Source organism: Streptomyces sp. NPDC002055 (genome assembly GCF_040296705.1).
In the GTDB taxonomy this organism is placed as follows: Bacteria; Actinomycetota; Actinomycetes; order Streptomycetales; family Streptomycetaceae; genus Streptomyces.
On record NZ_JBEOXS010000014.1, the window covers coordinates 40328 to 53597 of the forward strand.

Consider the following 13270-nt stretch of genomic DNA (forward strand, 5'->3'; position numbering starts at 1 on the left):
GGTCCGATCGGGGCGCCGTTCTCGGGCGCCCGGGGCGGATGTCGGTGGCGGGCTTTAGTCTGGCCGAGTGTCCAATACGCCGGTGAGAGCAGAGGGCAAGGGGGCCGGGCGGGTGACTTCGGGCCGTAATTCCGCTGTGGGCGAACAGGCGTCCACAGCGAAGAAAAAACCGGCGAATGCCGCAAAGTCCAAAGCTGCAACGCCCAAAGCGGCAACGTCCAAACCGGAGTCCCGGCTGGCGCTCGTCCGCCGGGCCCGCCGGATCAACCGCGAGCTGGCGGAGGTCTACCCCTACGCCCACCCCGAGCTGGACTTCGAGAACCCGTTCCAGCTGCTCGTCGCCACCGTGCTGTCGGCGCAGACCACCGACCTGCGGGTCAACCAGACCACCCCCGACCTCTTCGCCGTGTACCCCACGCCGGAGGACATGGCGGCGGCGAACCCGGAGGAGCTGGAGCAGATCATCCGGCCCACCGGCTTCTTCCGCGCCAAGACGAAGTCGCTGATCGGCCTCTCCACCGCCCTGCGGGACCGCTTCGGCGGGGAGGTGCCGGGCCGGCTGGAGGAGCTGGTCACCCTGCCCGGAGTGGGCCGGAAGACGGCGCACGTGGTCCTGGGCAACGCCTTCGGGGTCCCCGGCATCACCGTGGACACCCACTTCGGCCGGCTGGTCCGGCGCTGGAAGTGGACCGAGCAGGAGGATCCGGAGAAGGTCGAGGCCGAGATCGCCACGCTCTTCCCGAAGAGCGACTGGACGATGCTCTCGCACCGGGTGATCTTCCACGGCCGCCGGATCTGCCACTCCCGGAAGCCCGCCTGCGGAGCGTGCCCGATCGCGCCGCTCTGCCCGGCGTACGGCGAGGGCGAGACCGACCCGGAGAAGGCGAAGAAGCTGCTGAAGTACGAGATGGGCGGCGCCCCCGGGCAGCGCCTGAAGCCCCCGCCGGACTACCCGGGCAGGCCCGCACCCCCGCTGGGGGCGGCGTGAGCGGGGCGGCGGCGTGGCCGGCCGCGGCGGCCCCCTGCCCGGCGCACCGGGGCCCGGACCGGGGAGGGCGCCGGTGACGCGGGCCCAGGAGACGAACGACGGCGCCCTCGTCAGCGACGCGGGCCTGCCCGGCTGGCTGGAGCCGGTGTCCCGGGCGGCGCGGACGGTCCGGCCCGAGCAGCTGAGCCGCTTCCTGCCGCCCGAGTCCGGAGGCCGGCAGTCCGCGGTGCTGGTCCTCTTCGGGGAGGGCTCCCACGGGCCGGAGCTGCTGCTGATGGAGCGGGCGGGCACGCTGCGCTCGCACGCCGGCCAGCCGTCCTTCCCGGGCGGCGCCCTCGACCCGGAGGACGGCGACCCGCAGGCCGAGGGCCCGCTGCGGGCGGCGCTGCGCGAGGCGGAGGAGGAGACCGGGCTCGACCCGTCGGGGGTGCAGCTCTTCGCGGTGCTGCCGCGGCTCTTCATCCCGGTGAGCGATTTCGTGGTCACCCCGGTGCTGGGCTGGTGGCGGAAGCCGAGCCCGGTGTCCCCGGTCGATCCGGGGGAGACCGCCCGGGTCTTCTCCGTCCCGGTGGCCGACCTCGCGGACCCCGCCAACCGCGTGACCGCTGTCCACCCCAGGGGTCACACCGGTCCCGCGTTCCTCGTCCGGGATGCCCTGGTCTGGGGTTTCACGGCCGGTGTGATCGACCGCATTCTGCACTTCGCGGACTGGGAAAGGCCCTGGGACCGCACGAAGCGCGTCCCGCTCGACTGGCGTGCATGAGACGGTGTCCCGGTGAATGTGCTGGACATCCTGTTGCTGCTCGCTGCCGTGTGGTTCGCGATCGTCGGCTATCGCCAGGGCTTCGTCGTCGGCATTCTGTCGGTGACAGGGTTCCTCGGGGGCGGGCTCGTCGCGATCCATCTGCTGCCCGTGATCTGGAGCCAGTTCACGGGCGAGCGCACGCCCGGGACGGGCGCGGCGGTCGCGGCGGTGGTCATCGTGATCGTGTGTGCCTCGGTCGGCCAGGCCTGCACCACGCATCTGGGCAACAAGCTCCGCCGGCACATCACCTGGTCACCGGCGCGCGCCCTGGACGCCACCGGTGGCGCCCTGGTGAACGTGGTCGCCATGCTCATGGTCGCCTGGCTGATCGGCTCCGCCCTGGCCGGCACCTCGCTGCCGACCCTGGGCAAGGAGGTCCGCAATTCCAAGGTGCTGCTCGGCGTCTCCCAGGTCATCCCGGAGTCGGCGAACACCTGGTTCGGTGACTTCAGCACCGCCCTCGCGCAGAACGGTTTTCCCCAGGTCTTCAGCCCGTTCTCGAACGAGCCGATCACCTCGGTCGAGCCGCCGGACCCCGAGCTCGCCACCAGCCCGGTCGCGACCCGCGCGCAGCGCAGCATCGTCAAGGTGCTGGGCACCGCGCAGGGCTGCGGCAAGGTGCTGGAGGGCACCGGTTTCGTCTTCTCCCCGCACCGCGTCATGACGAACGCGCACGTCGTCGGCGGGGTGGACGAGCCGACGGTGCAGATCGGCGGGAAGGGCAAGCTCTACGACGCGACCGTGGTGCTCTACGACTGGGAGCGCGACATCGCGGTCCTGGACGTGCCGGCGCTGCGCGCCCCCGCGCTCCGGTTCACCGAGTCCGACGCCGGGACCGGGGACAGCGCGATCGTCGCCGGCTTCCCGGAGAACGGCGCCTTCGACGTACGCGCCGCACGCGTCCGCGGCCGGATCAACGCCAGCGGCCCGGACATCTACCACCGGGGCACCGTGCGCCGCGACGTCTACTCCCTGTACGCCACGGTCCGGCAGGGCAACTCCGGAGGCCCGCTCCTCACCCCGGACGGCCGGGTCTACGGCGTGGTCTTCGCGAAGTCGCTCGACGACAAGAACACCGGCTACGCCCTGACCGGGGACGAGGTGCGGGAGGACGTCCTCAAGGGCCGGTCGGCGGACCAGCCGGTGGACAGCGAGGGCTGCGCGCTCTGACGCCCGGCCCGGGCCCGCACGGCGCCCGTGGGCGCCCCGCCACCGGGAGTGCGGGGCCGGGAGTGCGGGGCCGGGGCACGAGGCAGCGGGAACCGTCCGGGCCCCCCGACGACTCCGCCCACGGTCGGTGCGTCCTGCGTCGACTCAGCGGCACGGAGTCACGGACCGCGGCACCCGCCGCCGACCGGGCACGGTGGCTCCGGCCGACTGCTGCGGATTCCGTCCGGTCCGCGGACGGCGGGGCGGCGGAGCGGCGTCAGCCGCGCGGATGCCGCAGGCGCGCCGACACCCAGCGGGCGCGGCGGCGAAGGATGCGTGGGATCCCCAACTGGAGATCGGCGATTCTGCCGGGGTGCCCCACCACGACCACCCCCTGCGGGGTGCTGCGTGCGGCGGAGGCGCGGCGGCTACGAACTGCGTTGTCCCGGGGGTCCACCCCCGGACCCCCGGCATTGCGGGAGTCGTGCGTCCAACCCATACCGAAGAGAGTGCCCCTGCCCCGTGGTCGGTAACCGCGCCCGGGACAGCCAATTGGCCTATGCGGGCGGCAATTGGCCGCCGCCCCCACGGGCGGACGGGATGTTCCGGAGTTCAACGATCCGGTTCGGGGTCCTTGAGCCAGCTGACGAGTTCCGTGGTGAACGCGACCGGGTCCTCCTCGTGCGGGAAGTGCCCGAGCCCGTCGAAGAGCCGCCAGCGGTACGGCGCCTCGACGTACACCCCGGATCCCGCCGCGCTCCGGGTCCGCATGACCGGGTCGAGCGACCCGTGCAGATGCAGCGTCGGCACCCGCACCGGCCGCTTCATCCGGCGGTTGAACTGGATACCGTCCGGGCGGGCCAGCGACCGCACCATCCACCGGTAGGGCTCGATGGAGCAGTGGGCGGTCGACGGGATGGCCATCGCCCGCCGATACACGTCCACGGCCTCTTCCTCGGGAGGCCGGGGGCCGGACCACTCCTGGATCAGCTGCCCCACCAGTGCCGCGTCGTCCGCCGTCAGCCGGCGCTCGGGCAGCCACGGCCGCTGGAAGCCCCAGATGTGGCTGCCGGCGGTGGTCTGCCGGGCGTCGGTGAGCATCGCGGAGCGCCAGCGCCGGGGGTGCGGCATGGAGGAGACCGCCAGCCGACGGACCAGCTTGGGCCGCATCGCGGCGGCCGTCCACGCGAGATAGCCACCCAGATCGTGGCCGACCAGCGCGGCGTCCGGCTCCCCGAGCGACCGGATCACACCCGTCACATCGAGCGCCAGATTGGCGGGGTCGTACCCCCGGGGGGTGCGGTCGCTGCCGCCGACCCCGCGCAGGTCCATGGCGACGGCCCGGAAGCCTGCCTCGGCGAGCGCCGTGAGCTGGTGCCGCCAGGTCCACCAGAACTGCGGAAAACCGTGCAGCAGCAGGACGAGCGGCCCGTCGCCGGCCTCGGCGATGTGGAATCTGGCGCCGTTCGCGGCCACGTCGCGATGGGTCCAGGGGCCGTCGAGCCGTACGACCGAGGCGCTGCTGTCGGGTGCCGTCATACGGAGGAGCGTGTCACAGTCACGCCGATCGGGCGCGGTTCGCTCGCCGGGCGCGGATGCGGCTTGACGCCCTGCAGTACGGCTGCCGTCTGCTTGGCCGAGGAGATGCTCCGCTGCGGGGGCTTCACCTTCTTGAACTTGGCGATCGCGAAGAGCCCGAGCACCGCGGCGATCAGCAGGTAGGCGCCGCCCACGATCAGGAAGGACCAGGCCAGGCCGAGCCCCAGATTGTGGATGCCGTACGCGGCGGCGAAGCTCAGCACGGGGAGCGCGAACAGCGCCAGGATCCCGGCGGCCGTGATCGCGCCGCCGCCGATGCCGGCCCGCTTCACGTCCTGGCGGAGTTCGGCCTTGGCCAGGGCGATCTCGTCGTGCACCAGGGCGGACATCTCGGTGGTCGCCTGCGCCATCAGCTGACCGAGGCTGCGATCGCCGTCCTGCTCGACTGCGCTCATCGATACATCCCTCTTCTCTCTGCGCCTCTGCGCTCCGGACTGCCCACAGGGGCTGCATACCGGCCGGTTGCCCTCAGATCATGCCGGACCGTCGCGCTTTGTGCTTCCGTCCGCCGCCTGCTCGGCCAACCGCCGGTGCTCCGCGGCCTTCGCCTCGAGGATGGCCGCCATCCGCAGGTGGTACTCCGGGTTGTCCAGCTCGTAGATGTCCGGGATGCCGTCCTGGTCCTCGTCCCGCTCCTCTTCCTCGAACAGCCGCCGGTACACCCGGTCGCGCAGTTTGAGGAGAACCCCGGCGACGATCGCCGCGATCAGCGACCCCACCAGGACGGCCGCCTTCACCTCGTCGGTGAGCACCGGGTCGTCGGGGAAGGCCAGTTCGCCGATGAGCAGCGCGACGGTGAAGCCGATCCCGGCCAGCGCGGCGACGGCGAGCACATCGGCCCAGGCCAGATCCTTGTTGAGTTCCGCCTTGGTGAACCGGGCGGCGAGCCAGGAACCGCCGAAGACGCCGACGGTCTTGCCGAGGACCAGGCCGAGGACGACGCCGAGCGGCTCGGGGGTGGTGAAGACGTCGCCGATGGCCTCCCCGGAGACCACCACCCCGGCCGCGAACAGGGCGAACAGCGGTACCGCCAGACCGGCGGACAGGGGTCGCACCAAGTGCTCGATGCGCTCGGCCGGGGAACGATCCTCGCCCTCCCGGACCGTGCAGCGCAGCATCAGTCCCATCGCGACACCGGCGACGGTGGCGTGCACGCCGCTCGCGTGCATCAGCGCCCAGATGACGAGGGCGAGCGGCACGTAGACGTACCAGCCGCGCACGCCCCGGTGGTGCAGGAACCAGAACAGCGCGAGGCCCACGACGGAGAGCCCCAGGGCCACGAAGTCGATCGTGGTGGTGAAGAAGACCGCGATGATCAGGATCGCGAAGAGGTCGTCCACCACGGCCAGGGTCAGCAGGAAGGCGCGCAGCGCGGCCGGCAGCGAGGTGCCGAGCACGGCGAGGACGGCGAGGGCGAAGGCGATGTCGGTGGCGGTCGGGACCGCCCAGCCGGCCAGGCTCCCCCCGCCGCCCACGTTCACGACGGCGTAGAACCCCGCCGGGACCACCATGCCGCAGGCCGCCGCGACGACGGGCAGGGCCGCCGCCCGGGGGTCGCGCAGTTCCCCCGAGACCAGCTCGCGCTTGAGCTCGATACCGGCGACGAAGAAGAAGATGGTGAGCAGCCCGTCGGTCGCCCAGGAGCCGACGGAGAGGTGGAGATGCAGGGCCTCGGGGCCGAACTCGAAATCCCTGACGTTCTGGTAGAGGTCGCTGAGCGGGGTGTTCGCCATCACGAGGGCGGCGAGCGCGGCCACCAGCAGGAGGATTCCCCCGGCCGTTTCGGTCCGCAGCGCGTCCGCCACGAAGTTCCGCTCCGGGAGCGGGAGACGGGCGAGGAACGTGCGGCTTTGGGGCGCGGCCACGGGGTCGACCTCCGGTCGGTTCGGTGAGAGTCCTCAGCCCAGGCATCGCTGAGGCTCTTGCCGACCAGACTTCCCGGCACCCCTGTATTTCTTGTCGCGACTTTGACGCGACGGCCAGTTTACCCGGCCCGCACGGGGGAGCGGCCGGGGGAAGTTCACCCGCGCAGTGCACGGCGGGGAGGAACGTACGCCGGGACGCACGTACGCCGGGACAGCCGTATGACGGGACAGCCGCATGACGGGAGCCCGGCGCCGCGTCCGCACGACGGGGTGCCCGGCACAAGGGGTGTCCGGCACGCCGGGGTGCCCGCCACAACGGGGTGCCCGGCGTCGTGCCGGACACCCCGTCATCGGTGTTCCGCCGGTGCCCCTGGGGGGGCTCCGGTCCGCTCAGTCCTCGCTCGAGGCGCTGGGCAGCTGGTTCTGGATGAGCTCCATCACCGACGAGTCGGTGAGCGTGGTGACATCACCCAGGGCCCGGTTCTCCGCGACATCGCGCAGCAGCCGGCGCATGATCTTGCCGGAGCGGGTCTTGGGCAGCTCGGCCACCGGCAGGATCCGCTTGGGCTTGGCGATGGGACCGAGCGCCTTGGCGACGTGGTTGCGGAGTTCCTCGACCAGCTCCGCGCCCTCGGTCGCGCCGCCGCGCAGGATGACGAAGGCACAGATGGCCTGGGTCGTCTGCGGGTCGGTGGCACCGACCACCGCGGCCTCGGCGACCTTCGGGTGCGAGACGAGAGCCGACTCGACCTCCGTGGTCGAGATGTTGTGGCCCGACACCAGCATCACGTCGTCGACCCGGCCGAGCAGCCAGATGTCCCCGTCGTCGTCCTTCTTGGCGCCGTCGCCCGCGAAGTAGCGGTTCCGGAAGCGCGACCAGTAGGTGTCGAGGTAGCGCTGGTCGTCACCCCAGATCGTCCGGAGCATCGAGGGCCACGGCTCGGTGAGCACCAGGTAGCCGCCGGAGCCGTCCGGTACCTCGTTGGCGTCGTCGTCGACGACGGTGGCGGCGATGCCGGGCAGCGGAATCTGCGCCGATCCCGGCTTGGTCGTGGTGACCCCCGGCAGCGGGCTGATCATGATGCCGCCGGTCTCGGTCTGCCACCAGGTGTCGACGACGGGCGTCCGGTCCCCGCCGATGTTCTTCCGGTACCAGACCCAGGCCTCGGGGTTGATCGGCTCGCCCACCGACCCGAGGACCCGCAGCGACGACAGGTCGAACTTCGCCGGGATGTCGTCGCCCCACTTCATGCAGGCGCGGATCGCGGTCGGCGCGGTGTAGAGGGTCGTGACGCCGTACTTCTGGACGATCTCCCACCAGCGGCCCTGGTGCGGCGTGTCCGGGGTGCCCTCGTAGAGCACCTCGGTCGCCCCGTTGGAGAGCGGCCCGTAGACGATGTAGGAGTGTCCGGTCACCCAGCCGACGTCGGCGGTGCACCAGTAGACGTCGGACTCCGGCTTGAGGTCGAAGACCGCGTGGTGCGTGTACGACACCTGGGTGAGGTAGCCACCGGTGGTGTGCAGGATGCCCTTGGGCTTCCCGGTGGTGCCGGAGGTGTACAGGATGAAGAGCGGGTGCTCGGCGTCGAACGCCTCCGGGGTGTGCTCCTCCGGCTGGCGGTCCACGATGTCGTGCCACCACACGTCGCGGCCCTCGGTCCACGCCGTGTCCTCGCCGGTGCGGCGGACGACCAGCACGTTGCGCACGTTCTCCGTGCCGGGGCGGGTCAGCGCCTCGTCGACGGCGGGCTTGAGGGCGGAGGGCTTGCCGCGCCGGTAGCCGCCGTCGGCGGTGATGACCACCCGCGCGTCGGCGTCCTCGATCCGGGTGGCCAGGGCGTCGGCGGAGAAGCCGCCGAAGACCACGGAGTGCGGGGCACCGATCCGGGCGCAGGCCAGCATCGCCACGACCGTCTCCGGGATCATCGGCAGGTAGACGGCGACCCGGTCGCCCGCCTGCACTCCCAGCTCGGTCAGGGCGTGCGCCGCCCGCGAGACCTCACGCTGCAGCTCGGCGTAGGTGATCGAGCGGCTGTCCCCCGGCTCGCCCTCGAAGTGCAGGGCCACCCGGTCGCCCAGGCCGTTCTCGACGTGCCGGTCCACGCAGTTGTACGCGACGTTGAGCTTGCCGTCCGCGAACCACTTGGCGAAGGGCGGGTTGCTCCAGTCGAGGGTCTCGGTCGGCTCGGTGGCCCAGGTCAGCCGACGCGCCTGCTCGGCCCAGAACGCCAACCGGTCGGCACCGGCCTCCTCGTACGCCTCGGCCGTCACATTGGCACCGGCGGCCAGGTCGGCCGGCGGCTCGAACCTCCGGTCCTCCTTCAGCAGGTTGGCCAGGCTTTCGTTGCTCACGACATCTCCCAATCCGAGGTCCCCTGTGTGTCCCAGGCCATAGCTCATCAGTCAGCTGGTCACGTGACAAGGGCCTTCCGCGATTGGTTTAGACCTGTGCCCCGAGGTGCCCGGACAGCTGTCAGACGTACCCCGGTGGAGGCCAATTCACCGGCCTGCCCCGGGATCTGCTCCGCCGCCCGCCCATCCGGCGCAGGGCCACCGCCGCGGGCACGGACCTTCACCGGTCGGGCAGCCGCCGGCCCCGACGACACCCCGCCCAGCAGCCCCTCCGCCGGGCAGTGCGCCCGTCCCCACCGGCTGAGTGCGCCGTGCGCCCCGCACGGCCCCGGCTGTCCGGACGGGCCAGGCCGCCAGGACGGAGCGGGCCGTCGGGACGGAGCGGGCCGTCGGGACGGAGCGGGGCCGCCGAGACGGGCCGGGCCGCCGAGCGGGCCCGGCTGCCCGGAGGGACCCCGCCGCCCGGAGGCGGACCGAGCGTCCGTTGCGACCCGGCGCCCGTCAGACCAGGCTCTCCTCCTGCGCGGCAGGCTCCACCCGGGCGAACTCCTTCGCCTCTCCGTCGAGCACGTACGCCTGTGCCTCCCCTACGTCGAAGTACATCCCGTGCAGCTCCAAGGACCCCTCGGCCACCCGGCGCGCCACGGACTCGTGCGCCGCCAGATTGCGCAACTGCTGCACCACATTGGTCAGGCAGAGCCGCTCCACCGCGTCCGCCGGGGGCCGTCCGGCGATCATCGGCCCGTCCTCGGGGTGCCCTGCATTCATCCGGTCCAGGCTGGGGAAGCCGTGCCGCAGCCAGCGCTTCAGCGGGGTCCGCGGGCCTTCCGGCCCCGAGCTCAGCAGCGCCTGCATGGCTCCGCAGCCGGAGTGTCCGCACACCGTGATGCTGCTGACCTCGAGCACCTCGACCGCGTATTCGATGGCCGCGGCCACCGAGTCGTCCGAGGTCTCGAGCCCGGGCAACGGCACCAGGTTTCCGACGTTCCGCACGGTGAAGAGGTCACCCGGCCCACTGGACGTGATCATGCTGGTGACCAGCCGCGAGTCGGCACAGGTGAGGAACAGCTGGGACGGACGCTGCCCCTCCTTCGCCAGACGGGCCAGCTCGTCCCGCACCAGCGGCGCGGTATTGCGCTGGAACGCGCTCAGGCCGCTGACCAGCTGTCCGCTCGCCGTCCCCGGCTTGCGGGGCGTCGGCGGCCGGGTGCACTGGTGGTTGCGCCAGGGAGTCCACGGCCGGCAGCTGTGCGCGGAGTGCGGCTCGCCGATCCGATCCCCCGCCCGCCCGGTGACCGTGACGGTGCCCCCGAGTCCGGTGTGTGCGTCCCGCCAGTGCTGCAGCGTCTCGTACGCCGCGTGGTCCAGGAACGAGCCGTCCAGCTCGACCACCGTGGGCGCCCCCTCGGGCACCTGCCCGAGGGCGCGGCTGAGCCGGGGCACCGCGAGGAACATCAACTGACCGCGCACCCGCACCCGGTGCGTGCCGTCCGGCTCCTTCTCGACGGTGATGCGGGTGTGCGCCAGCCGGTGCAGTGCCAGCCCGACCGCGACGGCGATACCGGCCGCCACTCCCTCCAGCACACCCAGCAGGACCACGGCGGTCAGGGTCGCCGCGTACACCAGGGCCTCCCGGTGCCGTCTGACGGTGCGTACGTGCGTCAGGCTGACCATCTGCACGCCCACCACCATCACCAGCGCCGCCAGGACGGCCAGCGGGATCAGCTCCAGCGCACCGACGAGAACCCCGGCGGCGAGGAGCACCCACACCCCGTGCAGCACCGTCGAGGCCCGGCTGACCGCTCCGGCGGCCACATTCGCCGAGCTGCGCACGGCGACACCGGTGACCGGCAGCCCGCCCAGAGCCCCCGACACCACATTGGCCGCGCCCTGGCCGCGCAGCTCCCGGTCCAGGTCGGCGCGGGGGACGCGGCTCTCCGGTGGTCCTCCGCGGGCCGTGGCCAGCTTGTCCACGGCGACCGCGGACAGCAGTGATTCGACACTGGCCACCAGGGTGATGGTGAGCGCCGCCGCGATGAGGCCCAGGACCGGCCCGTCGGGCATCGCGGGCAGTGCGTGACTTCTCCAGGAGGGCAGGTCGACCTGCGGCAAACGCAGGCCGGCCAGCATGGTGAACGCCGTGGCCAGGGCGACGGCCACCAGAGCGGCCGGAGCCCTGCGGAGCATGCGGCCCCAGCGGTGGGGGAGCCGCGGCCACACCAGAAGGGTGGCCACCGTGAGCGCGCTGACGGAGAGAGCCCCGACATGGAGGTCCGTCAGCTGGTCGGGAAGGGCCAGGGCGTTGGCGACGGCGGAGCTCTGCGGCGTGCCGCCCAGGACGACATGGAGCTGTGCCAGCGCGATCGTGACCCCGATGCCGGCCAGCATGCCGTGCACGATCGCGGGGCTGACGGCCAGGGCGGACCGGGCCACGCGGGCGCAGCCCAGGCCGAACTGGGCCAGTCCGGCCACGACGGTGAGGGCACAGGTGGTGCGCCACCCGTACTGCTGGATCAGATCCGCGGTGACCACGGTGAGTCCCGCGGCCGGGCCGCTGACCTGGAGCGGTGCGCCGCCGAGCAGCCCGACGACGATCCCGCCGACGGCGGCCGCGACGAGCCCGGCCTGGAGCGGGGCTCCGGTGGCCAGGGCGATGCCCAGGGACAGCGGCAGGGCGATGAGGAAGACGGTGGCGGATGCGGAGAGGTCGGCGGCGTGCAGCCGGAAGCCCCTGCCCGGGCCGTGGCGGCCTTCCGGGGGTGGGCACGGTTCTCGAGTGCTGCGAGGGCCGGCGCCTTCCGGCGCTGTGCGGTTCGGGTGCAAGGGGCGGTCGCCCATGGACATTCGCAAGGTCATCGTCCCGTCTCCTCCGGGGCTGCGCGGTCGCGGTCTCGCGGCCGTGGGTCACGGCGTACAGCGGCGGGATGGCGGAGCGCCGGGTCCGGGCGCGGTGCTGCCCGATACGGCGTTCCTCAACTCTCGGTAAATGAATCGTAATCCAGAGTAAAGAACGAGCGGTTGCTATCTCCATGAATGCGCTGGCCTTTGCGCCTATTGAGTGAATTTGTATGACAGTCAGCTTGTCGTACAAATCCTCCGGCCCGGTCATGCGACGTTGGCGGTGCTGTGTCGGACTGGACAAGCCTCAGGAAAGAGGTGGCTGATGGCAGCCGCATGGAGAGTCGTTCTCGGTGTCGTCACCCCGGCGATGGCCCTCGCGGTCACCGGATGTTCGAGCGGTGTGGCGCCGAAGCCGGGAGCCGGTGAGGCGCAGGAACGTTCCGCCGCCCCCCAGGGGGCGGCTGCCGAGAAGGTCAGAATCATCGGCGACGGGTCGACAGCCGACACCGGACGTCAGCCCAGCCAGCCCGCCGCCCGCAGGATGCGGCCCGGTGAGGAGCCTCCGCAGTTCGTCGTCTTCTCCTGGGACGGCGCGGGGGAGGACAGCCAGAAGCTCTTCTCCCACTTCCGCGATGTCGGCAAGAAGTACGACGCGAGGATGACGTTCTTTCTGAGCGGCGTGTACATGCTGCCGGAGGAGAAGCGGAAGATCTATGCCCCGCCCGGGCACTCCGCCGGCGCCTCGGACATCGGCTTCAACAGCCTCGAGGGAATCCGGGACACCCTGGCTCAGATCCGCCAGGCCTGGAAGGAGGGCCACGAGATCGGCACCCACTTCAACGGGCACTTCTGTGGAGCCAACGGTGTGGGGACCTGGTCCACGGAGGAGTGGAGGAGCGAGCTCGAGCAGGCCGAGTCCTTCGTCAAGAAGTGGCGGACCCACACCGGCCTGAAGAACGAGAAACCGCTGCCCTTCGACTACAGCAAGGAACTCGTCGGCGGCCGCGCACCCTGCCTGGAGGGCCAGCGGAATCTGATCCCCGCGGCCAAGGCCATGGGGTTCCGCTACGACGCGAGCTCCTCCGGCGGCCGTCAGGTCTGGCCGGGCAGAGTCGACGGGATCTGGGACTTCCCCCTCCAGGAGGTGCCCATGCCCGGCCGGTCGTTCGAAACCCTCTCGATGGACTACAACTTCCTGGCGAACCAGTCGGGGACGGTGCACGGGGATCCCGCACGGCACGGTGCCTGGGGGGAGCAGATGCGCAAGGGGCTGCTCTCCGCCTTCTCCCGGGCGTACCGCGGCAACCGTGCCCCGCTGTTCATCGGCAACCACTTCGAGTCCTGGAACGGCGGCACCTACATGCGGGCCGTCGAGGACACCATCAAGGCGGTCTGCCCCCGGGAGGGCGTCCGCTGTGTGACGTTCAAGCAGCTCGCGGACTGGCTCGACGCCCAGGACCCGAAGGTGCTGGACCGGCTCCGCACCCTGGACGTCGGCAAGAAGCCGAAGGGCGGCTGGGAGACCTTCCTCGACCGGCGCACTCCCGTCCCCCGGAAGACCCCGCCCAGGAAGTCCGCTCCGCGGAAGACGGCCCCCGGGAAGGCGGCATCCGGGAAGGCGGCCGCCGCTGAGCGCCGGGGAGCCGGGATTCTGGCTCAGGGGTAGCGTCC

The 13270-nt window shown here is 71.8% G+C and carries 10 protein-coding genes; 4 read left to right on the forward strand and 6 right to left on the reverse strand.

The genetic code is table 11. The annotated features are described in order from the left end of the window. Nucleotides 1-136: 136 nt before the first annotated feature. The 3 genes from nth to ABT112_RS11170 all read left to right on the forward strand — a co-directional run bounded on the left by nth (nucleotide 137) and on the right by ABT112_RS11170 (nucleotide 2963). The gene (gene nth, locus ABT112_RS11160) at nucleotides 137-988 is read left to right on the forward strand and encodes an endonuclease III (RefSeq protein WP_351508006.1); all 852 of its coding nucleotides are present in this window, start codon (nucleotides 137-139) and stop codon (nucleotides 986-988) included. A 73-nt stretch (nucleotides 989-1061) separates the two neighbouring features. Further along, nucleotides 1062-1751 (forward strand): NUDIX hydrolase, encoded by a 690-nt coding sequence (locus tag ABT112_RS11165; protein WP_351508008.1) that lies wholly within the window; start codon nucleotides 1062-1064, stop codon nucleotides 1749-1751. 12 nt (nucleotides 1752-1763) lie between these two features. After that, complete coding sequence (locus tag ABT112_RS11170) at nucleotides 1764-2963, forward strand: MarP family serine protease (protein ID WP_351508010.1); 1200 nt, start codon at nucleotides 1764-1766, stop codon at nucleotides 2961-2963. A gap of 256 nt (nucleotides 2964-3219) precedes the next feature. Here ABT112_RS11170 and ABT112_RS11175 read toward each other — a convergent pair whose 3' ends face one another. From ABT112_RS11175 to ABT112_RS11200, 6 genes are all read right to left on the reverse strand, one after another. Then, nucleotides 3220-3441 carry a hypothetical protein gene (locus tag ABT112_RS11175; protein ID WP_351508012.1) on the reverse strand — a complete coding sequence of 74 codons (222 nt, stop codon included), beginning with the start codon at nucleotides 3439-3441 and terminating at the stop codon, nucleotides 3220-3222. Nucleotides 3442-3554: 113 nt separating this feature from the next. After that, nucleotides 3555-4481: an alpha/beta fold hydrolase gene (locus ABT112_RS11180; protein ID WP_351508014.1), complete on the reverse strand. Its 927-nt coding sequence runs from the start codon at nucleotides 4479-4481 to the stop codon at nucleotides 3555-3557. Continuing rightward, nucleotides 4478-4936, reverse strand: a complete 459-nt coding sequence (locus ABT112_RS11185; RefSeq protein ID WP_351508015.1) for a phage holin family protein — start codon at nucleotides 4934-4936, stop codon at nucleotides 4478-4480. The genes ABT112_RS11180 and ABT112_RS11185 overlap by 4 nt, the downstream gene beginning before the upstream one ends. A gap of 78 nt (nucleotides 4937-5014) precedes the next feature. After that, entirely contained in the window at nucleotides 5015-6406 is a 1392-nt protein-coding gene (gene nhaA / locus ABT112_RS11190) for a Na+/H+ antiporter NhaA (RefSeq protein WP_351508017.1), read from the reverse strand. Between the two features lie 390 nt (nucleotides 6407-6796). Beyond that, complete coding sequence (acs, locus tag ABT112_RS11195) at nucleotides 6797-8758, reverse strand: acetate--CoA ligase (protein ID WP_351508019.1); 1962 nt, start codon at nucleotides 8756-8758, stop codon at nucleotides 6797-6799. Between the two features lie 501 nt (nucleotides 8759-9259). Next, on the reverse strand, nucleotides 9260-11614 hold the full coding sequence (locus ABT112_RS11200; RefSeq protein WP_351508020.1) for a SulP family inorganic anion transporter: 2355 nt from the start codon (nucleotides 11612-11614) through the stop codon (nucleotides 9260-9262). Between the two features lie 304 nt (nucleotides 11615-11918). On the opposite strand from ABT112_RS11200, the gene ABT112_RS11205 reads away from it, so the two are divergent. After that, entirely contained in the window at nucleotides 11919-13265 is a 1347-nt protein-coding gene (locus ABT112_RS11205) for a polysaccharide deacetylase family protein (protein WP_351508212.1), read from the forward strand. Nucleotides 13266-13270 lie beyond the last annotated feature (5 nt).

Coding starts and splice junctions, on each gene's coding strand:
- ABT112_RS11200 (WP_351508020.1), bottom strand. CDS start 11,614: ATGACCTTGCGAATGTCCATGGGCGACCGCCCCTTGCACCCGAACCGC.
- ABT112_RS11180 (WP_351508014.1), bottom strand. CDS start 4,481: ATGACGGCACCCGACAGCAGCGCCTCGGTCGTACGGCTCGACGGCCCC.
- ABT112_RS11175 (WP_351508012.1), bottom strand. CDS start 3,441: ATGGGTTGGACGCACGACTCCCGCAATGCCGGGGGTCCGGGGGTGGAC.
- ABT112_RS11185 (WP_351508015.1), bottom strand. CDS start 4,936: ATGAGCGCAGTCGAGCAGGACGGCGATCGCAGCCTCGGTCAGCTGATG.